Source organism: Kitasatospora sp. NPDC023118, from assembly GCF_055560875.1.
The window spans coordinates 156,973-176,467 of the sequence record NZ_JBVHHW010000008.1 but is presented as its reverse complement, the minus strand read 5'-3'; the positions used below and the strand labels follow the sequence as shown (position 1 = coordinate 176,467).

Sequence of the window (19,495 nt, the reverse complement as noted above, 5' to 3'; positions counted from 1 at the left end):
GCCTGATCAGGGTGCGCCGAGGAAGCCGCGCCTCGCCCAGTCCGACCCCGGCCTCCCTGGAGCACGCCATGACCACCGAGGACTTCCGCGGCGCCGCCCACGCCACCGCCGAGCTCGTCTCCGACTACCTCGCCGAACTGCCCGCCCGCCCGGTCTGGCAGCCGATGGGCCAGGCCGCCCGGCAGGCGCTGCTCGACGCCCCGCTGCCCGACCGGGGCCGGCCGCTCACCGAGCTGCTGGACGCCATCGGACGGGACGTCCTCCCCCACCCCATGGGCAACGGCAACCCGCGCTTCTTCGGCTGGGTCAACTCCGCCCCCTCCCGCGCCGGGGTGCTCGCCACCCTCGCCGCCGCCGCGATGAACCCCAGCTCGGCCGGCGGTGACCACGCCGACGTCCACCTGGAGCGCGCCGTGGTCCGCTGGATCGCCGAACTCGTCGGCTTCCCGCACCCGGCCGGCGGCGGCCTGCTCACCTCCGGCACCTCGATGGCGACCATCGTCTGCCTCGCCGCCGCGCGCAACCGCGCCGCCCGGCAGGCCGGCTGGGACGTCCGCGCGGACGGCCTGGCCGGGATGCCGCCACTGGTCGGCTACGTCACCGGCGAGACCCACTCCTGTGTCCGCAAGGCCGCCGAGCTCCTCGGCCTCGGCAGCAGGCGGCTGCGCACCGTCGCCACCGGGCCCGACGGCCGCCTGGACACCGCGGACCTACGGGCGGCGATCGGACGCGACCGCGCCGCCGGACTGCTGCCCTTCCTGGTGGTCGCCTCGGCCGGCACCGTCGGCACCGGCGCGGTGGACGCCTTCGGCCCGATCGCCGACCTGTGCCAGGAGCGGCTCTGGCTGCACGTGGACGGCGCGTACGGCGCCTTCGGCCGGCTCGACCCCGCCATCGCCCACCGCTACGCCGCCCTGGAGCGCGCCGACTCGCTCGCCCTCGACCCGCACAAGTGGCTCGGCGTCCCGGTCGACTGCGGCTGCGCGCTGGTGCGCGACACCGACGAGCTGCGCGGCACCTTCAGCCTCGTCCCGTCCTACCTGCGCGACGAGGCGGCCGGCTCGCTCGGCTGGTTCTCCGAGTACGGAACCGAGCAGACCCGCCCGTTCCGCGCCCTCAAGGTCTGGGCCACCATCGCCCACCGCGGCCGCGCCGGCCTCGCCCAGGACATCGCCCACTGCACCGCGCTCGCCCGACGCCTGGGCGAACTCGTCGATGATGACGAGGAGTTGGAGCTGCTCGCCGAGGTACAGACCTCCATCGTCGCGTTCCGCCACCGCGCCCCGGGCCGGGACGCCGCCGCCCGCGACACCCTCAACCGCGACCTCCCGCTCGCCGTCCAGCGGCGCGGGCGGGTCTTCGTCACCGGCGCCCGGCTCGGCGAGCACGAGATGCTCCGCGCCTGCCTGCTCAACGCCGCGACCACCGAGGAGGACCTGCACCTACTTCTCGCCGAGGTGAAGGCCGCGGCCCGCGAGCTGCTCCCGTAACACCCTCGGGCGGACCTTAACGGCCGGGTCACGGCGGGTTCGTGATCGGGAAACACCGGTCGGGCACGGTGGAGGCCATGGAGCACTCGAAGCCTTCCTTCCACGCTGCCCGCCGCTGGCGCCGTGACACCGTCGAACTCGCCGCCGCCTTCCTCTCCGTCACCGCCGCCGACCTGATCGCGAAGGTCGTCCTCCACGGCTCCGACGGCCCGATCGTCCTCGCCACCTCCGCCCTCGCGCTGCTCGCCGCCGCCCTGCTGCACGCCAGGTTGTCCCCGCACGCCCCTCCCCCGACCGTCCTGTGGCGGGTGCGCACCACCGCCCTGGCCCACACCCACACCACCCTCGCCGACCACCAGATCACCCTGCTCTCGCTCCACCCCCACCCCACCACCGACGAACTGTTCCTCCGCACCCCCCGATCGCTGAGCCCCGCCGCCCTCACCACCCTGCTCACCACCACCGGCCACACCGTCGAGGACACCCCGACCCGGATCGCCTGAAACCGCCGGGGCCGGGAGATGACGGCGCGGCCCAACTGATCGGTCGGTCCCCGGCCTTGACCTCGACGGCGGCGGGGTCCTGAGGGCGCACCCGCCGCCGGTTCGACGAGGACCGGGGCTCAGCCGTTGCTCGGCGGCTGGACGGCGCACACGGCGTTGCCCAGCATGCTGCCGAAGCCCCCGAGCAGGGCACCGGTCACGGCCTTGCAGGTGGCGGCCTCCTGCGGGGTCTTGGGGCCGTTGTTGCCGGTGTTGCTGGTGCTGCTGATGCTGTCGGCGGCGGCCGACTGGGCGAGGGCGAGCGGTACGGCCAGCAGCAGGGCGCAACAGGCGGTGGCCAGTGCGGAGTTCCTGGTGAACATGGCAGAGTCCCTTCGGATCGAGGTGGGTTCGGCGGAAAGCCGAGCCATCCGTATCCGAAGGGGCTCCCGCGGTCACGGATCCTGAGCCATCCGTGAGCGTGTCCGGTCAGCGCGCGGTCACTCCGTCCCGACCGCATGAGGCGCGGTCTGGACCTCCGGCGGGGTTGTCCCGGCCCGGGGGCCGCCTCCGCCCCGGGCATCAGTGCGTTCACGATCACGTAACCGGCCGGAAGCGCACTGTCGGTAGCGTCGGCTCCATGACGGCATCACGCACTGGCTCCGAACGGCTCTGGCACCGGCCTTTCCGCAGGTCCGACTCAAGGACCCGGTGCGCGGCGCCCGACGGCCAGGCCGCCCGGCTGCCCGCTGTCACCGGCGGCCCGTACCGGCAGGCCCGCCCGCACCCGGCGCCGGCCCGGGCGGACGCCCAGGCCCGTTCGAGCGCCCAGGCCGCGGAGGAGGTGTCCCGGCTGTCCCTGCCGGACGGGACCGAGCTGCTGCTGCGCCCCGCCGGGCCGGCCGACAAGGCGGCGGCCCTCGCGATGCACGCCCGCTGCTCCCCCGCCGCACTGCGGCTGCGCTACCACGGGCCGGTCCGCGACGCCGACCGCTACCTGGACCACCTGCTGGACGCCCGGCACGGCCGCAGCCTCGCCGTGACCGCCCCCGACGGGCGGCTGCTCGCCCTCGGACACCTGATGTGGGACCACGGCGAGGCGGAGCTCGCCGTGCTGGTCGAGGACGCCTGGCAGCGGCGCGGACTAGGCCTGGCCCTGCTGCGGCGGCTGACCGCGGCGGCCCGGGCGGCCGGGATCGGGACGGTGTACGCGATGACCCAGGCCGCGAACGCCGCGCTGATCGCCGCGATGCGCCGGCTGGCCGCGCCGCTGGACTTCCGCGCCGAGGACGGCACCCTGGTGATCACCGCCACCCTGGCCGCCGGAACCGCCCCCGCACCGGCCCCCACGCCCACCCCCACTCCGGGCCGCTGATCATTTCTTCACCACATCCTTACGGAGCGTCCCGGGAACCCGGCGACGGCCGCGGAGCGTCCCCCCGGTAACGAAGGGTCCCTCCGTACACCGCCCTCCTTGACGGACCGTCAGCGGCCCCCGCGCCCGTGTCACAGCAGGCGGCGCGGGGTCCGGATCGTCCGGTCGGGCGACGGAGTCGGTAGGCTGACCCCGTCCCCGCCGCCCGACGGCCTGTTATCCGGCCACGGGCGGTGCCGCAGCAAGGAGGAACCACTGAGCATGGCAGGCACCGAATCGGAGCCCACAGGCGCACGCGACGCCTCGCTGCCGGCCCGCGCCAAGATCGCGGTCACGGCCGGTCGGGTCGCCGCCGCCGTGTCACGCAAGGCCGGACGCGGAAGCGGCTCGGTGATCGGCGGCAAGGTCGCCCTCAGGCTCGACCCCGATCTGCTCGCCACCCTCGCCGACCACCTGGACGTCGTCCTGGTCAGCGCGACCAACGGCAAGACCACCACCACCCGCCTGATCGCCGAGGCGCTGCGCGCCGCCGGCCCGGTGGTCTCCAACGCCCTGGGCGCCAACATGCCGGCCGGCATCACCTCCGCCCTGGCCGGCGGCAGCGACGCCCGCTTCGGCGTGATCGAGGTCGACGAGAAGTACCTGGCGACCGTCGCCCGCGACACCCGCCCCAAGGCGATCGCCCTGCTCAACCTCTCCCGCGACCAGCTCGACCGCGCCGCCGAGACCCGCATGATGGCGGAGAAGTGGCGCGAGGGCCTGCAGGACACCGAGGCCGTGGTCATCGCCAACGCCGACGACCCGCTGGTGACCTGGGCCGCCTCCTCCTGCAAGAAGGTGGTCTGGGTGGCCGCCGGACAGGCCTGGAAGGAGGACGCCTGGTCCTGCCCCGCGTGCGGCGGTGTGATGCAGCGCCCCGGCGACGACTGGTTCTGCCAGGACTGCGGCTTCCGGCGCCCCAACCCGCACTGGGCACTCCAGGGCACCCACGTGATCGACCCGCAGCGCGGCGCCTGGCCGATCCAGCTGCAGCTGCCCGGCCGGGCCAACCTGGCCAACGCCACCAGCTCGGCCGCCGTCGCCGCCGTGTTCGGCGTCTCCCCGCAGGTCGCGCTGGAGCGGATGCGCTCGGTGACCGCCGTGGCCGGCCGCTACGACGTGGTCCAGTACCAGGGCCGGGACATCAGGCTGCTGCTGGCCAAGAACCCGGCCGGCTGGCTGGAGACCTTCTCGCTGATCGACGGCCCGCCGGCCCCGGTGATCCTCTCCGTCAACGCCCTCGACGCCGACGGCACCGACACCTCCTGGCTGTGGGACGTCGACTACGAGCGCCTGGCCGGCCACCCCATCTTCGTGATGGGCCAGCGCAAGCTTGACCTGGCCGTCCGCCTGGAGGTCGCCGGGCTGCAGTTCCACGTGGTGGACACCCTGGAGCAGGCCGTCCGGATGGCCCCGCCCGGCCGGATCGAGGCCATCGCCAACTACACCGCCTTCCAGCAGCTGCGGAAGGTCGTGGCCGGCTGATGCCGCGCCCGCACACCAGTCTTTTCGTGACGGAAGGCCTTCGAGGATGAGTGAGAGCAGCCTGCGCGTGGTCTGGGTCTACCCGGACCTGCTCAGCACCTACGGCGACCGGGGCAACGCCCTGGTCGTGGAGCGCCGGGCCCGCCAGCGCCATCTCAACGTGACCCGGATCGACGTCCGCTCCGACCAGGCGATCCCCACCAGCGGGGACATCTACCTGATCGGTGGCGGCGAGGACCGCCCCCAGCGCCTGGCCGCCGAGCGGCTGCGCGCCGACAGCGGTCTGGTACGGGCCGCCGAGAACGGCGCGATCATCTTCGGCGTCTGCGCCGGCTTCCAGATCATGGGCCACGAGTTCATCAACGACCTCGGCGAGCGTGAGCCGGGCCTCGGCCTGCTCGACGCCTGGACCACGCGCGGCGAGGGCGCCCGCTGCGTCGGCGACGTGCTGGCCGACGTGGACCCGCGGCTCGGCCTGCCGCAGCTGACCGGCTTCGAGAACCACCAGGGTGTCACCCACCTCGGCCAGGGCGTCCAGCCCTTCGCCACCGTCACCGTCGGCCGGGGCAACGGCACCGGCGACGGCACCGAGGGCGCCTGGCGGGACACCGTCTTCGGCACCTACCTGCACGGCCCGGTACTGGCCCGCAACCCCGCCGTGGCCGACATGCTGATCAAGCTGGCGCTGGACGTCAACGCCCTGCCGCCGGCCGACACCACCTGGTACGACGCGCTGCGCGCCGAGCGCATCGCCGCCGCGACGCGCCCCTCGTAGTACCCCCGTTCGCCCCGCCCGGGTGCCCGCCATGCGGTCACCCGGCCCACGGGCGGCGCCGGACGTACGACAATGGGGCTGCCGGCTGCACACCCTCCTCGGCAGCAGGCTGCAATTCCGCGCGGGGGCGCCGACGGCGCCGCTCCCGCGTCGGCTCCTGCCCGGCCGGACCAGGGGCCGTATGCTCGACTTAACGGCCGTTTTCGGACGTTCTGTCCGGATCGGCCGGTCCTTCACCTCGCGGCCACCTCCCCGCCGTCCCGGCGTGGGAGCGCCTCGTTACGGTGTCGGCTCGTCGTCCCAGCCTGTAGTCCGGCCGTTCCTCGGTTCTGCTCGGGAGTTGCAAAGCTAATGCGTATCGGAGTGCTGACCAGCGGCGGTGACTGCCCCGGCCTGAACGCGGTGATCCGTTCCGTGGTGCACCGGGGGGTGGTCGACCACGGCGACGAGATCATCGGGTTCGAGGACGGTTGGCGTGGCTTCCTGGAGGGCCACCACCGCCCCCTGACCCTGGACTCGGTGAGCGGCATCCTCGCCCAGGGCGGCACCATCCTCGGGTCCTCCCGGGTGCAGCCGAGCCACCTGCGGGACGGCGTGGAGCGGGCCAAGAAGTACTGCTCCGACCTCGGCCTGGACGCGGTGATCCCGATCGGCGGCGAGGGCACCCTGAAGGCCGCCAAGCTGATGAGCGACGCGGGCCTGCCGATCGTCGGCGTGCCGAAGACCATCGACAACGACATCGCCGCCACCGACGTGACCTTCGGCTTCGACACCGCCGTCTCGGTCGCCACCGAGGCGCTGGACCGGCTGAAGACCACCGCCGAGTCCCACCAGCGGGTCATGGTCGTCGAGGTCATGGGCCGGCACACCGGCTGGATCGCGCTGAACGCGGGCATGGCGGCCGGCGCCCACGCCATCGTCGTCCCGGAGCGCCCGTTCCACATCGAGAAGCTCACCGCCGTCGTCCGCGAGCGCTTCGACCGCCAGAAGAAGTTCGCCATCGTGGTCTGCGCCGAGGGCGCCAAGCCCGAGCCCGGCACCATGCACTGGGAGGAGGGCAGCAAGGACATCTACGGCCACGAGCGCTTCACCGGCATCGCCACCCAGCTCTCCCGCGAGCTGGAGCACCGCCTCGGCAAGGAGGCCCGTCCGGTGATCCTCGGCCACACCCAGCGCGGCGGCACCCCGACCGCTTACGACCGGGTGCTCGCCACCCGCTTCGGCTGGCACGCCGTCGAGGCCGTCCACAAGGGCGCCTTCGGGCACATCACCGCGCTGCAGGGCACCAACATCAACCTGGTGCCGCTGGCCGAGGCGGTCGCCGAGCTGAAGACCGTCCCCCAGGAGCGCTACCTGGAGGCCGAGACGGTCATCTGACCGACCGCGCGCCGCACTTCGGGCCCCCGGACCGCTCCTGTCGGTCCGGGGGCCCGCGTGCGTCCTCGCTCGGTCTCGTGCGTCTCGACTTCCAACACCAATCAACAACCTGGCATCATCGATCCACACATCATCGCGGCGACCCAACACGCTTGGGTGCCGCGACCATTGACGCTGCCCCGGCTTTCCCCGAAGCTGTCATGAGCACCTACCTACTGATCGACCGATAGGTGGATGCCGTCGAGCGCTCCCCCGTTGACCGCTCCTAACCAGGACGACCGCCGGGAGCCCGATGGAGTGCGCAGCGCGCCCGCGCGGACCTGCGGGCATAACGAGAAGGTTTCGAAACCACCCCAGAGGCAAACTGAGCTTGACTCAGGCCTGAGCCGGGCGTTTCCTTTTGCTCCATCGCGTTTGATTGCGATGCTTTCTGTAGGATTATGTTGCTACTGGCTGATCGGCCCCCACTCTCAGGAGCCCCACCATGCACCTCTCCCCCCGCAGGCGTCTGGCCTCGCTCGCCGCGCTGAGCTTGGCCGCCGCCTTCGGTCTGACGGCCTGTTCCACCGGGCAGACCTCCTCCACCGGCGCCGACGCCCCGGTGGCCCCGGTGACCGGGAAGGTCTCGATCACCTACCTGCAGAAGCAGGGGGACCAGCAGTACTTCGTGGACGAGGCCGCCGGGGCCAAGGCCAAGGCGGCCGAGCTGGGGGCCGACGTGAAGGTCGTGAACCTCGGCAACGACGCGAACAAGACGGTCGGCGAGGTACAGGCCGCGATCGCGCAGAAGAGCAACGGCCTGATCATCGTGGTGCCGGACCCGGCGGTCGGCCCGCAGGTGGTCCAGACGGCCCGGGACGCGAAGGCCGCGCTGCTCACCTCCGACGACCAGGTCTGCGCGAGCGGGCCGTCCCCGGCACAGTGCGCCGCGTCCGACCTGGTGCCCCGGATCGGCTTCTCCGGCCAGCAGATGGGCCAGCAGGTCGGCCAGCGCGCCGCGGAGGAGTTCAAGAAGGCCGGCTGGAACGCGGCCGACACCCGGATCCTCTCCGCCTGGAAGCAGGACGTGACCGTCTGCGGTGACCGGGTGAAGGCCGCGAAGGACGCCTTCGACCAGGCCGCGCCGGGTGTGCAGACCATCGACGTCGCGACCGACAACACCCCGACCGGCGCGCAGGACAAGGTCGCCGCCACCATCACCGCCAACCCCGGTGTCAAGCACTGGGTGACGTGGGGCTGCAACGACGAGAACGTCCAGGGCGCCGTCACCGCCCTGCAGAACGCCGGGATCAGCCCCGACGACATCGACGGTGTCGGCCTGGGTGCCTACCTGGCGTGCAAGGACTGGGCGTCCGGCAAGCCGTCGGGCATGAAGGCCGCCCTGTTCATCAACGGCAAGGACGTGGGCGCCCTGGCCGTGCAGACGATGGTCGACAAGCTCAAGAACGGCAAGGACTTCCCCAAGGAGGCCTTCGCCCCGACCAAGATGGTCGACGCCACCACCTGGCAGTCCGCGGGCGTGTCCTGCAGCTGACACCACGTCGAGCCACCGGTGCGGCAGGCGGGCACCGACCTGCCGCACCGGCTCGGCTTCCGAAGACCGTACGAACAGCGCTGCCAACGAGGCCACGATGACCGCACCCGAACCCCCGTCCGCCCCACCATCCGACGCCCCGACCGGCTTGAGCGCCGAGGCCGTCTCCAAGCGCTTCGGCGCCGTCCAGGCACTGACGGACGTCACCCTCACGTTCCCACCCGGTCAGGTCACCGCCCTGATGGGCGAGAACGGCGCCGGCAAGTCCACCCTGCTGCGCATCCTCACCGGCGACCACCACCCCACCGCGGGCCGGGTCCTGCTGGACGGCCGGGCCCTCGACCTGCACTCCCCGCAGGACGCCCGCCGCGCCGGGATCCGGATCATCCCGCAGGAACCCGAGATCATCCCCCATGTCTCGGTCGCCGAGAACGTCTACGCCGGCTCGCTGCCCCGCACCCGGCTGCGCCGCCTCGACCGCGCCGAACTGCGCCGCCGGATCACCGCCGACCTGCACCGCCTGGGCTTCGACAAGGTCCTCGACCCCGACCTCCTCGGCTCCGAACTCACCGCGGCCCAGCGCCAGCTCGTCGAGATCCTGCGGGCCCTGACCGGCGCCGTCCCGCCGCGCGCGATCGCCTTCGACGAGCCCACCTCCTCCCTCTCCGAACACGAGGTCGAGGCCCTGTTCGCGCTGATCGGACGCCTGCGCGACGAGGGCATCGCCGTCATCTACGTCTCGCACCGGATGAAGGAGATCTTCCAACTCGCCGACCGCATCGCCGTGCTGCGCGACGGCCAGGTGGCCGGGGTGGTCCAGGCCGCCGCCACCGGCGAGAGCGAGCTGGTACGGCTCATGGTCGGCCGCGACCTGTCCTCCCTCTTCGTCCGCCAGCAGGTCGCCACCGACCGCGTCGTCCTGGACGTCGACGACGTCACCACCGACGATGTGCGCGACATCAGCCTCCGGGTCCACGCCGGCGAGGTCGTCGCCCTCGCCGGCCTGATCGGCGCCGGACGCTCCGAACTCGCCCTCGCCCTGGCCGGCGACGCCCCCATCCGCTCCGGCACGGTGGCCCTCAACGGCGAAGTCCTGCGCCTGCGGAACCCCCGCGCCGCCATCACCGCGGGCATCGGGCTGGCCCCCGAGGAGCGCAAGGCCCAGGCCCTGTTCCTGCAGCGCACGATCCGCGACAACACCTCCCTGGTCAGCCTGCGCCGGCTCAGCCGGTGGCGGTTCGTCAAGCGCCGACAGGAGAAGGACCTCGCCCAGGAGTACGCCGACCGGCTGCGGGTGCGCGCCCCCTCCATCGAGGCGGAGGTCCGCACCCTGTCCGGCGGCAACCAGCAGAAGGTCGTCCTCGCCCGCTGGCTCGCCCGCAAACCCGACCTGCTGATCCTCGACGAACCCACCCGCGGCGTCGACATCGGCGCCAAGGCCGAGATTTACCAGATCATCGCCGACCTCGCCCGCGAGGGCACCGCCGTCCTGGTCATCTCCTCCGAACTGCCCGAAGTCCTCGGCCTCGCCGACCGGATCGTGGTGATGCAGAACGGCCGCACCACCGGCGAACTCACCCGCGAACAGGCGACGGAAGAGGCCGTCCTCGCCCTCGCCATGGCCGACGACCTCGCCACCACCGCCCACGCCCCGACCGGAGACACCCGATGACCACCGTCACGCCCCCGACCGCCCCGGTGCCGGACACCGGAGCCCTGCCCACCCGGTCCAGTGGCCCGCGCACGCTGCTCGCCGCGATCGGCGGCCAGAACCTCAGCCTGATCGGCGCCCTCATCGCCGTCGTCGCCCTCTTCGGCACGCTCAATCCCAACTTCGCGGGCTGGGACAACATCCAGGTCATCGCCGAGGCCGCCACCATCTCCGGCCTGCTGGCCGTGGTCCAGACCGTCGTCATCGTCTGCGGCGGCCTCGACATCTCGGTCGGCTCCCAGGCCGGACTCGCCTCCGTCACCAGCGCCATGATCTTCACCTCCACCGGCTCCAGCCCCTACCTCGGCATCGGCGCCGCCCTCGCCATCGGCGCCGCCATCGGCCTGTTCAACGGGGCCGTCATCATCTACGGCCGGGTCAACCCGACCATCGCCACCCTCGCCGGACTGGCCGCCTACAAGGGCGTCGCCCAACTCGTCTCGGACGGCCGCGCCCAGGGCTACGTGCTGGGCGACCCGGTCTTCGTCTTCCTCAGCCGGGGCAAGATCGCCGGCCTGCCAACCATGGTGTGGCTGCTCATCCTCACCGCCGCCGCCGTCCACGCCCTGCTCACCTACACCGACATCGGCCGCAACATCTACGCCATCGGCGGCAACGACACCGCCGCCCGCCTGGCCGGCATCAACCTCAACAAGTACCTGATCGCCGCCTACGCCCTCTCCGGCACCGTCGCCGCGCTCGCCGGCGTCCTGCTCACCGCCCGCACCGGCAGCGGCCAGCCCGTCTCCGGCAGCGAAGGCCTGGAGCTCCAGTCGATCACCGCCGCCGCCCTCGGCGGCTGCGCCCTCAAGGGCGGCAAGGGCGGCATCGGCGGCACCCTGCTCGCCGTCGCACTGCTCGGCGCGCTGCAGAACGGCCTCACCGTCCAGGGCATCAACGCCTTCTGGCAGAACGTCGCCCAGGGCACCCTGCTCGTCGCCGCCGTCGTCATCCAGCAGCGCCGCAACCGCGAACGCGCGGTGGGACTCCCCGCCTGACGCCTGAGGCGGTCGGGTCCGGGCCCGACCGCGGCGGCCGGCCGTGAAGGTCGGCCGAACCGCCGGTGCCGCGACCGCCCGCGGCACCGGCGGCTCCTTTCGCCGACCGGGTACCGGGGAGACAGGTGGCCCGCCGGTCCTGGGATAATGGCTCCCGCAGGACCCAACCGCGTTCCCGGTCGCCGACGAGAACGCACAAGCCGCACGTGCTCGTTCGATCGAAAGGTCCTCCGTGGCTGACCAGACGTTGCTCGCCGCCCAGCGCCAGGCGCTGATCCTGGAGGCGATCCGCCGGGCCGGCGCGGTCCGCGTCGCCGAGCTGGTCGAGCAGTTCGGCGTTTCGGACATGACCATCCGCCGGGACCTCGACGCGCTGGCTCGCCAGGGCGCCGTGGAGAAGGTGCACGGTGGGGCGGTCGCGACCGGGACGGCGAGCACCTTCGAACCCGGGTTCGACGCCAAGTCCGGGCTGGAGGAGGGCACCAAGGCCGCGCTCGCGGACGCCGCGGTGAAGCTGGTGGAGCCGGGCAGCGTGGTGGCCCTCTCCGCCGGGACCACGACCTACGCGGTCGCCTCCAGGCTGCTGGAGGTCCCGGACCTGACGGTGGTGACCAACTCGCTGCCGATCGCGGACCTGCTGTGGGCGGCCGGCCGCGACGGAGGGGAGGCCGTCCCGTCGCTGCTGTTGACCGGCGGGTCCCCCACCCGCTCGGCGGCCCTGGTGGGCGCCCTCGCCGACCAGACGATCCGCTCGCTCCACGTGGACCTGCTGATCCTCGGCGTGCACGGGGTGAGTGAGCAGGCCGGCCTCACCACTCCCAACCTGGCCGAGGCGCAGACCAACCGGGCCTTGATCGCCTCGGCGCGCCGCACCGTCGTGGTCGCGGACCACACCAAGTGGGGCGTGGTCGGGCTGAGCAGCTTCGCGACCCTGGCGGAGGTCGACTGCTTCGTCACCGACGACGCCCTCCCGGCGACCGCCCGCGAGGTGATCGCCGAGGCGGTCGGCGAGCTCGTCGTCGTCCCGGCGGCCGGCTGAGCGGTCGGCCGGGTCAGCCCACCCGCCGGGCGCCCGCCGAGGGCACCGCGGTGAAGGTGACCGGTGCGGCGAAGCCCGCCGAGCGGAAGGCCGCCTCCACCGCCTCCGAAACCCCCGCCACGCGCTCGGCCTCGACCAGGGCGACGACCGACCCGCCGAAGCCCCCACCGGTCATCCGGGCGCCCAGCGCCCCGGCGGCGACGGCGGTCTCCACCGCGAGGTCCGTCTCCGGGCAGGAGACCCGGAAGTCGTCGCGCAGGGAGGCGTGTCCGGCCGTCAGGATCGGGCCCAGTGCGGCGATCTCTCCGCGGCCCAGGAGGTCGACGGTCTCGACGACGCGCCGGTTCTCGGTCACCACGTGCCGTACCAGCGGCCGGAGTTCCTCGGGCAGCCGGTCCAGGGCCGGGGCCAGGGCGGCGGCCGGGAGGTCGCGCAGCGCGGGCAGGCCGAGCAGTTCCGCGGCGCGCTCGCAGCCGGCCCGCAGGGCGGCGTAGGCGCCGTCGCCGAGGTCGTGCTTGACCCGGGTGTCGATCACCAGCAGCCGCAGCCCCGCCGTCTCCAGGTCGAGTGGCACGTGCCGCTGCTCCAGGGTCCGGGTGTCCAGGAACAGCGCGGTGCCGTCCGTGCAGCAGGCGGAGGCCATCTGGTCCATCACGCCGCACGGCACACCGACGAAGGCGTTCTCGGCCCGCTGGGCGATCAGCGCGAGTTCCCGCGCGGACAGGCCGAGGTCGTACAGGTCGTTCAGGGCGGCGGCCGTCGCGCACTCCAGGGCGGCCGAGGACGACAGCCCGGCGCCGGACGGCACGTCGCTGTCGACGAACAGGTCGGCCCCGCCGATCGCGTGCCCGGCCTCGGCGAGCGCCCAGAAGACCCCGGCCGGGTACCCGGCCCAGCTCGCGACGACGCCGGGCGCCAGACCCTCCAGTGACAGGTCGGTGATGGTGCCGTCGCCCTGGGCGCTGTACAGCCGCAGCCGTCCGTCCTCCCTGCGGCGGGCGGCCACCCTGGTCGTGTGGGGGAGGGCGATCGGCAGGACGAACCCGTCGTTGTAGTCGGTGTGCTCGCCGATCAGGTTCACGCGCCCGGGAGCGGCCCAAACGCCGCTCGGCCGTGCCCCGTGGACGGCCTCGAAGTCGGTGGCGGCCTCGTCGATCATCTGTTCAGCTCCATGCCTGGTGCGAGCGGGGATGGTTCCCGCCGGCGGTGTCCATCAGCAAGCGGGAGTGAATTCCGACATAATCAAACATCACTGCCCTCAGGGTCAACATCCGCGATGGCCTGTTCAGTCAGGTTGAGTCGACAGTCCGGAACACCCGCCACCAGGAGCGATGCTTGTTGACAAGCGATCGTCTCTGTTTGAATCTGTTTGAGCTCGAAAACTGCCGGGGCGACGTCCCATGCGTAAGGAGTACAGCGGTGCACAGAACCGCCACCAAGTTGGCCGACGGCCGCGAACTCGTCTACTTCGACCAGGAGCCCGGTGCGCTCCGCGACGTCCCGGACGAGCGGCCGCTCGGGCCGACCGCGAGCCTCTCCGAGATCCGGCTCGACCCGGTGCTCGGCGAGTGGGTGACGGTGGCGGCGCACCGTCAGCAGCGCACCTACCACCCGCCGGCCGGCGAGTGCCCGCTGTGCCCCTCCCGGGACGGGAGGCTCAGCGAGATCCCGGCAGCCGACTACGAGGTCGCGGTGTTCGAGAACCGCTTCCCCTCGCTCGCCACCGGCTCCGCCGAGCACGTCGCGGCCCAGGACACACCCCTGCACGCCCTCCGGCCCGGCAACGGCCGCTGCGAGGTGGTCTGCTTCACCTCCGACCACGACGCCTCCTTCGCCGACCTGGACGAGCCCGGGGCGCGCCTCGTGCTGGACGCCTGGACGGACCGCACGGCGGAACTGTCCGCCCTGCCCGGCGTGCGGCAGGTGTACTGCTTCGAGAACCGCGGCGAGGAGATCGGGGTCACGCTCGCTCACCCGCACGGCCAGATCTACGCGTTCCCCTTCATCCCCTCCCGCACCACCCGGATGATCGCCCGGGCCGAGGCGCACCGGGCCCGCACCGGCCGGAACCTCTTCGAGGACCTGCTCGCCGCCGAACGGAACTCCCCCGAGCGACTGGTGCTCCAGGGCGGGCACTGGACCGCCTTCGTCCCGTTCGCCGCCCGCTGGCCCTACGAGGTCCACCTCTACCCCCACCGGCGGGTCCACGACCTCACCGCGCTCACCGAGGCCGAGCGCGCCGAGTTCCCCGGCCTCTACCTGGACCTGCTGCGCCGCTTCGACGCGCTGTTCCCCGCCGCGCCCGGCGCGGCACCCAACCGGACCCCGTACATCTCGGCCTGGCACCAGGCGCCCAGCAGCGGCGGCGACGAACTCGCGCTCCACCTGGAGCTGTTCACCATCCGACGGGCACCCGGCAAGCTCAAGTACCTGGCCGGCGTGGAATCCGGCCTGGACGCCTTCGTCACCGATGTGAGCCCGGAGCAGGCCGCCTCCCGACTCCGGGGCGCCGTACCCGGCTGACCCGAAACCCGCCCACGGCACCTCCGGAGCCCACCGCGTCGTCCTGACCACCGACGCGGTGGGCTCCGTCGGCAGGGGCTCCGGCGGCATGGGCGGCAACTTCCAGCCACCCGACGACCGAGACCCCGCAGTGCGTTGATATACGTCTGTTTGCGTTGAGTATTGACTATCTCTGTTTGATTTGGTTCGCTTTCCCCCGCCCTGCGCAGGGTGCCAGTTCCTGCACCACCGTCCGCAACCCTCCGGACCCAGGAGACACGATGCGCAAGACGTGGGCCGCGTTACTCGCGGCCTCGCTGGCAGCGGCGCCGCTCGCCGCCGTCCCCCTCACCAGCACCCCCGCCGCAGCCGCCGACTCGTCCGGCGCCGTACTGGTTCCCACGCCGCCGATGGGCTGGAACGACTGGAACGCCTTCGGCTGCGACGTCGACGAGCAGTTGGTCGAGCAGACCGCCGACAAACTGGTCTCGGCCGGCCTCCAGGCCGCGGGCTACCAGTACGTCAACATCGACGACTGCTGGATGGGCAAGGCCCGCGACGCCGAGGGGCGGCTCGTCCCCGACCCGGTCAAATTCCCCCACGGGATCACCGGCGTGGCCGCCTACGTGCACGCCAAGGGCCTCAAGCTCGGCATCTACGAGAGCGCCGGCACGCTGACCTGTGCCGGCTTCCCCGGCAGCCTCGGCCACGAGCAGCAGGACGCGGACTCCTTCGCCTCCTGGGGCGTCGACTACCTCAAGTACGACAACTGCTACAACCAGGGCATACCGTCCCAGCAGCGCTACCGCGCGATGGCCGACGCCCTGGCGAAGGCCGGCCGCCCGATCGTCTACAGCCTCTGCAACTGGGGCCTGGACAGCGTGTGGACCTGGGGTGGCACGGTCGGCCAACTCTGGCGCACCACGGGGGACATCGACGCCTCGTTCGGCCGGATGCTGGACATCTTCCACGCGAACGCCAAGCTCGCCGACGCCGCGGGGCCGGGCGGCTGGAACGACCCGGACATGCTGGAGGTCGGCAACGGCATGACGGCCACCGAGGACCGCGCCCACTTCTCGCTCTGGGCGGAGATGGCGGCCCCGTTGATCGCCGGCACCGATCTGCGCAAGGCGAGCGCCGGCACCCTCGCGATCTACGGCAACACCGAGGTCATCGCCGTCGACCAGGACCGGCTCGGCAAGCAGGGACGGCCGGTGAGCACGGCCGCAGGCCTGGACGTCCTGGCCAAGCCGCTCGCCGACGGCAGCGTCGCCGTCACACTGTTCAACGAGAACCCGCAGCCCACGGTGATCTCGACCACCGCGGCAGCGGTCGGCCTGCCGCCGGCCAAGGGGTACCTCCTGCGGGATCTGTGGGAGCACACCGACGGCGAGACCTCCGGGACGATCAGCTCCACGGTGCCCGGCCACGGCGTCGTCATGTACCGGGTCACCCCGACCGACCACCCGGGCGGGCACCACCCGGACCTCGTCCTCGACACCAGGGTGCCCGACCTCACTCCGGGCGGCTCGGCCACGGTCACCACGGCCTTCGCCAACAACGGCGCCCAGTCCGCGAACGACGTGGTGCTCGGACTGGACGTCCCGGCCGGGTGGACGGTCGCACCTCTGTCGGAGACCCGGGTCGGGCGCGTGCCGGCCGGCGGCCACGCGGAGGCCGCGTTCCGCGTGACCGCCCCGGCGAAGCTGCCGACGCCGATCACCCGAGCCACCCTCACCGGCACCGCCACCGCGCACGGGCCGGGCGGCCCGCAGAGCGTCGCCGCGCCCACGCCGGTCGTCCTGGCCGCACCCGTGCAGGCGCCGTACCGGACCTTCACCGACACCACCGCCGTCTTCGGCGCGCAGGACGGGACGTTCGCCATCGACGGCGCGGGCGCCGACCTCTACTACGACGTCGACGAGTACAGCACCGTCTACCGGCCGGGCGCCGAACACGACGGCTCCACCACGGTCGTGAAGCTCACCGCGCAGGCGCCGACCAGCGACTGGGCCAAGGCCGGGATCATGGTCCGCAACGACATCACCAAGCCGGGCCGGTCGACCGGGTACCTCATCCTCGCCGAGGCGCCCGGCAAGGGCTACGTGCTTCAGTGGGACAGCGACGGCGACGGCAAGCTGGACTCCAACAGCGCCCCGGCGAACCAGGGTTCGGGATCCGCGAGCTATCCGAGCTGGCTGAAGCTGGTGCGCGACGGCTCGACGTACACCGGCTACTGCTCCACCGACGGGAGCACCTGGACGAAGGTCGGCCAGGCCACCCTCCCGGGAGCGGCCGCACTCCAGGACGTCGGGGTGTTCACCACCTCGCACAGCACCGGCACCAGTGGCGAGGCCGATTTCACGGGCTTCACCCAGAGCTGAGCGTCTGAGCGGCGACGAGCAGCGACACCCGGGCCCCGGCCGGTCGACATCGACCGACCGGGGCCCTTCGCCGTGCCCACCGGGGCGAGCCATGACGGAAGAGGCGAACCGCCGCCGGGAGGCGGGTGGCCTCCCGGCGGCGGTTCGCGAAGGATGTCAGGACAGGACGGTCCAACTCTGACCGGCCGCGGCCGGGTTGGCCGGGTTGGTCATGCCCGTGGAGCCGGCCGCGGTGCCGGCGACGTCCAGCGTCAGTCCGTTGCCGACGTTGGTGACGGTGAGCGCGCCACTGCTGTTCTGGGTGACCTTCCACTTCTGCCAGGGATTGCCGGGCGTGGGATTGAGCAGGTAGGCGCTGCCGACCCCGCTGCCGCCGGCGAGCACGGTGTGCGTCTGGGCGGCGGTGTAGCAGTTGTCGGTGATCGTCACAGTGCCGTCCGAGTTGGGCGTGAACATCCACTGCTGGGCGGCGTTGCCGCTCTGGTAGGCGTTGATGCCGGAGTTGCCGCCGACGGGCGCGTAGCAGCCGCCCTGGACTTCGAGCGCCTGGCCCGCGGTGCCGCCCGCACTGATCGCGTGGTACTTGCCGTCGCCGACGACGCCCGGCCGGCCGCCTCCACTGCCGCCACCCGTGCCGGTGCCCGCGCCGGCGAGGCGGTAGAGCGCGACGCCGTGCGCGGGGATCCAGTTGCCGCCGACGGAGCCGGTGGCGGTGCCCGTGGTGCCCGTCCACAGCTCCCGGTAGCCGTAGCCGGAGCCGGCCAGGCCGAGGTCGGCGAAGCTCGCGCTGATCATGGCCCAGTTGTTCGGGTCCTGGTTGATCAGCGCCACCGCCAGGTCGCCGTTGGCGAGTTGGCGCTTGAGGACCACGGGGGCGGTCGGGGAGGAGGGCGGGTTGCCGACCAGGGTGGCGGGCTTGGCGAGGCTGTCCTGATCGACGGCGATCATGTCGCGGTTCTTGAGGAGCGACAGCGCGGAGGAGCTGATGCCGGTGGACCAGGTGTAGCCGCTCGCGGTGTGCTGCGAGTCGGCGGCGGTGCGCAGGTCCGCGCCGGAGACGAGCGGGGCCGCCATCATCGAGAGTACGGACAGTTCGGTGCGCGACTCGTCGTCCGTGAAGGGCTTGTGGCCCTTGTCGGTGTCGGTGACGCCCCAGACGCCGTTCGGGTCCTGCCAGCCGGCGAACATCATGTCCAGGTCGTTCCAGCTGCCGGGGTGGACGTTGCCCGGGTACTTCAGCGCGGTCTGCAGCTGACCGTTGTAGAGCACGCCGTCCAGCTCGCTGTCCCGGTCGCCGCCGATCCGGCACATGTTGGCGACCTGGCCGCACCAGACTCCGGTGGGCGAGTAGCCGGGCGCCTGGTGCGGCGGGGTGCCGGCGGCCGTGATCAACGGATCGGTCCGGGCCGGGTCGTCGGCGCTCAGCAGGTAGGGGATGCCGGTGTGCGCGGGCTGCGCGGACAGGCTGAGCGTGACCTTGGGCTTGCCCGCAGCGCCGGTCGCCGCGTCGAGGGCGCGCTGGAAGGTCTGGGTTCGGGCGTAGATGGACCGGGTGAGCTCCTTGCCCTCGCCCTGCGGGTAGTAGGCGTAGCCGTCGGGGCCGTAGATGGTGGGGCCGTAGGGGCAGTCGTCGTACTTGACGAAGTCGACGCCCCAGGAGACGAAGTCGGCGGCGTCGGTGGTCTCGTGGCCGAGGCTGCCGGGGTGGCCCTGGCAGGTGGTGTAGGTGTCGGTGGCGTAGAGGCCGAACTTCATGCCCTTGCTGTGGGCGTACCAGGCCAGGTACTGGATGCCGTTGACGGTCTTGCCGTCGACGGTCTGTGCGGGGAACTGGTTGGGCTCCGGGAGCAGGTGGCCGCTGGTGGTGTCGTTCCCGCCTCCGTCGGTGCCGGTGACCGGATTGCCGTTGTTGTCGTAGAGCTGCATGGCGCCGTCAGCGGTCTTGGCGAAGTCCGTGCTCTGGCCGTCCCGGTGGCGCATCGACCAGCCGTCGTCGACGGTGACGGTGTCGTAGCCCGCCTGCACCAGGCCGTTGGCCGACATGAAGTCGATGGTCTGCTTGATCTCGCTCTCGGTGACGTAGGCACCGATGCTGTTCCACGAGTTCCAACCCATGGGCGGAGTCAGGGCGTTGCCGTTGCCGAGGGCGGCGGCCGGAGTGGCGGTGGCGAGTGCCGCGGCACCGAGGCCGGAGGCCGCGAGGGCGGTGGCGGCGAGTATGCCGACGACGCGATGTGGAGTTCTGCGCATGTGGGGGCTTCCCGAGTGGGTGAGTGGCCCTGCATGGGGCAGGCCGAGGGTGCC

15 protein-coding genes are annotated in these 19,495 nt (G+C 72.4%); 12 read left to right on the top strand and 3 right to left on the bottom strand.

All coding sequences use genetic code 11. From position 1 onward, the window contains the following. Window positions 1-68: 68 nt before the first annotated feature. Both ACZ3UD_RS12950 and ACZ3UD_RS12945 read left to right on the top strand, forming a co-directional pair. Window positions 69-1,490 (top strand): pyridoxal phosphate-dependent decarboxylase family protein, encoded by a 1,422-nt coding sequence (locus tag ACZ3UD_RS12950; protein ID WP_465585703.1) that lies wholly within the window; start codon window positions 69-71, stop codon window positions 1,488-1,490. Window positions 1,491-1,567: 77 nt separating this feature from the next. Next, window positions 1,568-1,993, top strand: coding sequence for a hypothetical protein (locus ACZ3UD_RS12945; protein ID WP_465585702.1), 426 nt, complete (start codon window positions 1,568-1,570; stop codon window positions 1,991-1,993). A 119-nt stretch (window positions 1,994-2,112) separates the two neighbouring features. Here the strand turns inward: ACZ3UD_RS12945 and ACZ3UD_RS12940 are convergent, their stop codons facing one another. Then, complete coding sequence (locus tag ACZ3UD_RS12940) at window positions 2,113-2,355, bottom strand: hypothetical protein (RefSeq protein WP_465585700.1); 243 nt, start codon at window positions 2,353-2,355, stop codon at window positions 2,113-2,115. Window positions 2,356-2,612: 257 nt separating this feature from the next. Between ACZ3UD_RS12940 and ACZ3UD_RS12935 the strand changes: the two genes are divergently transcribed. The 8 genes from ACZ3UD_RS12935 to ACZ3UD_RS12900 all read left to right on the top strand — a co-directional run bounded on the left by ACZ3UD_RS12935 (window position 2,613) and on the right by ACZ3UD_RS12900 (window position 12,305). Next, window positions 2,613-3,347 (top strand): GNAT family N-acetyltransferase, encoded by a 735-nt coding sequence (locus ACZ3UD_RS12935; RefSeq protein WP_465585699.1) that lies wholly within the window; start codon window positions 2,613-2,615, stop codon window positions 3,345-3,347. A gap of 261 nt (window positions 3,348-3,608) precedes the next feature. Next, a complete protein-coding gene (locus ACZ3UD_RS12930) occupies window positions 3,609-4,871 on the top strand; it encodes a MurT ligase domain-containing protein (RefSeq protein WP_380610382.1) in 1,263 nt (420 codons plus the stop codon). 46 nt (window positions 4,872-4,917) lie between these two features. Further along, on the top strand, window positions 4,918-5,646 hold the full coding sequence (locus ACZ3UD_RS12925; protein WP_465585697.1) for a type 1 glutamine amidotransferase: 729 nt from the start codon (window positions 4,918-4,920) through the stop codon (window positions 5,644-5,646). Window positions 5,647-5,997: 351 nt separating this feature from the next. Then, complete coding sequence (locus tag ACZ3UD_RS12920) at window positions 5,998-7,023, top strand: 6-phosphofructokinase (RefSeq protein ID WP_380610380.1); 1,026 nt, start codon at window positions 5,998-6,000, stop codon at window positions 7,021-7,023. Window positions 7,024-7,507: 484 nt separating this feature from the next. Further along, on the top strand, window positions 7,508-8,557 hold the full coding sequence (locus ACZ3UD_RS12915; RefSeq protein ID WP_465585696.1) for a substrate-binding domain-containing protein: 1,050 nt from the start codon (window positions 7,508-7,510) through the stop codon (window positions 8,555-8,557). A gap of 97 nt (window positions 8,558-8,654) precedes the next feature. After that, the gene (locus ACZ3UD_RS12910) at window positions 8,655-10,229 is read left to right on the top strand and encodes a sugar ABC transporter ATP-binding protein (protein ID WP_465585695.1); all 1,575 of its coding nucleotides are present in this window, start codon (window positions 8,655-8,657) and stop codon (window positions 10,227-10,229) included. Next, entirely contained in the window at window positions 10,226-11,266 is a 1,041-nt protein-coding gene (locus ACZ3UD_RS12905; protein ID WP_465585693.1) for an ABC transporter permease, read from the top strand. Before ACZ3UD_RS12910 ends, ACZ3UD_RS12905 begins: the two co-directional genes overlap by 4 nt. 232 nt (window positions 11,267-11,498) lie before the next feature. Next, window positions 11,499-12,305: a DeoR/GlpR family DNA-binding transcription regulator gene (locus ACZ3UD_RS12900; protein ID WP_465585692.1), complete on the top strand. Its 807-nt coding sequence runs from the start codon at window positions 11,499-11,501 to the stop codon at window positions 12,303-12,305. A gap of 13 nt (window positions 12,306-12,318) precedes the next feature. Here ACZ3UD_RS12900 and galK read toward each other — a convergent pair whose 3' ends face one another. Continuing rightward, on the bottom strand, window positions 12,319-13,464 hold the full coding sequence (galK, locus tag ACZ3UD_RS12895) for a galactokinase (protein ID WP_465585690.1): 1,146 nt from the start codon (window positions 13,462-13,464) through the stop codon (window positions 12,319-12,321). A 260-nt stretch (window positions 13,465-13,724) separates the two neighbouring features. Here galK and galT point away from each other — a divergent pair, with 260 nt between their 5' ends. After that, window positions 13,725-14,828 carry a galactose-1-phosphate uridylyltransferase gene (gene galT / locus ACZ3UD_RS12890; RefSeq protein WP_465585689.1) on the top strand — a complete coding sequence of 368 codons (1,104 nt, stop codon included), beginning with the start codon at window positions 13,725-13,727 and terminating at the stop codon, window positions 14,826-14,828. A 260-nt stretch (window positions 14,829-15,088) separates the two neighbouring features. After that, entirely contained in the window at window positions 15,089-17,191 is a 2,103-nt protein-coding gene (locus ACZ3UD_RS12885; protein WP_465585688.1) for an NEW3 domain-containing protein, read from the top strand. Between the two features lie 156 nt (window positions 17,192-17,347). Here the strand turns inward: ACZ3UD_RS12885 and ACZ3UD_RS12880 are convergent, their stop codons facing one another. Continuing rightward, entirely contained in the window at window positions 17,348-19,441 is a 2,094-nt protein-coding gene (locus ACZ3UD_RS12880; protein ID WP_465585686.1) for an alpha-galactosidase, read from the bottom strand. Window positions 19,442-19,495 lie beyond the last annotated feature (54 nt).

Excerpts from the sequence above, each read along its gene's own strand:
- ACZ3UD_RS12950 (WP_465585703.1), top strand. The coding sequence starts at position 69 with ATGACCACCGAGGACTTCCGCGGCGCCGCCCACGCCACCGCCGAGCTC.
- ACZ3UD_RS12945 (WP_465585702.1), top strand. The coding sequence starts at position 1,568 with ATGGAGCACTCGAAGCCTTCCTTCCACGCTGCCCGCCGCTGGCGCCGT.
- ACZ3UD_RS12940 (WP_465585700.1), bottom strand. The coding sequence starts at position 2,355 with ATGTTCACCAGGAACTCCGCACTGGCCACCGCCTGTTGCGCCCTGCTG.
- ACZ3UD_RS12935 (WP_465585699.1), top strand. The coding sequence starts at position 2,613 with ATGACGGCATCACGCACTGGCTCCGAACGGCTCTGGCACCGGCCTTTC.
- ACZ3UD_RS12930 (WP_380610382.1), top strand. The coding sequence starts at position 3,609 with ATGGCAGGCACCGAATCGGAGCCCACAGGCGCACGCGACGCCTCGCTG.
- ACZ3UD_RS12925 (WP_465585697.1), top strand. The coding sequence starts at position 4,918 with ATGAGTGAGAGCAGCCTGCGCGTGGTCTGGGTCTACCCGGACCTGCTC.
- ACZ3UD_RS12920 (WP_380610380.1), top strand. The coding sequence starts at position 5,998 with ATGCGTATCGGAGTGCTGACCAGCGGCGGTGACTGCCCCGGCCTGAAC.
- ACZ3UD_RS12915 (WP_465585696.1), top strand. The coding sequence starts at position 7,508 with ATGCACCTCTCCCCCCGCAGGCGTCTGGCCTCGCTCGCCGCGCTGAGC.
- ACZ3UD_RS12910 (WP_465585695.1), top strand. The coding sequence starts at position 8,655 with ATGACCGCACCCGAACCCCCGTCCGCCCCACCATCCGACGCCCCGACC.
- ACZ3UD_RS12905 (WP_465585693.1), top strand. The coding sequence starts at position 10,226 with ATGACCACCGTCACGCCCCCGACCGCCCCGGTGCCGGACACCGGAGCC.
- galK (WP_465585690.1), bottom strand. The coding sequence starts at position 13,464 with ATGATCGACGAGGCCGCCACCGACTTCGAGGCCGTCCACGGGGCACGG.
- ACZ3UD_RS12885 (WP_465585688.1), top strand. The coding sequence starts at position 15,089 with ATGCGCAAGACGTGGGCCGCGTTACTCGCGGCCTCGCTGGCAGCGGCG.
- ACZ3UD_RS12880 (WP_465585686.1), bottom strand. The coding sequence starts at position 19,441 with ATGCGCAGAACTCCACATCGCGTCGTCGGCATACTCGCCGCCACCGCC.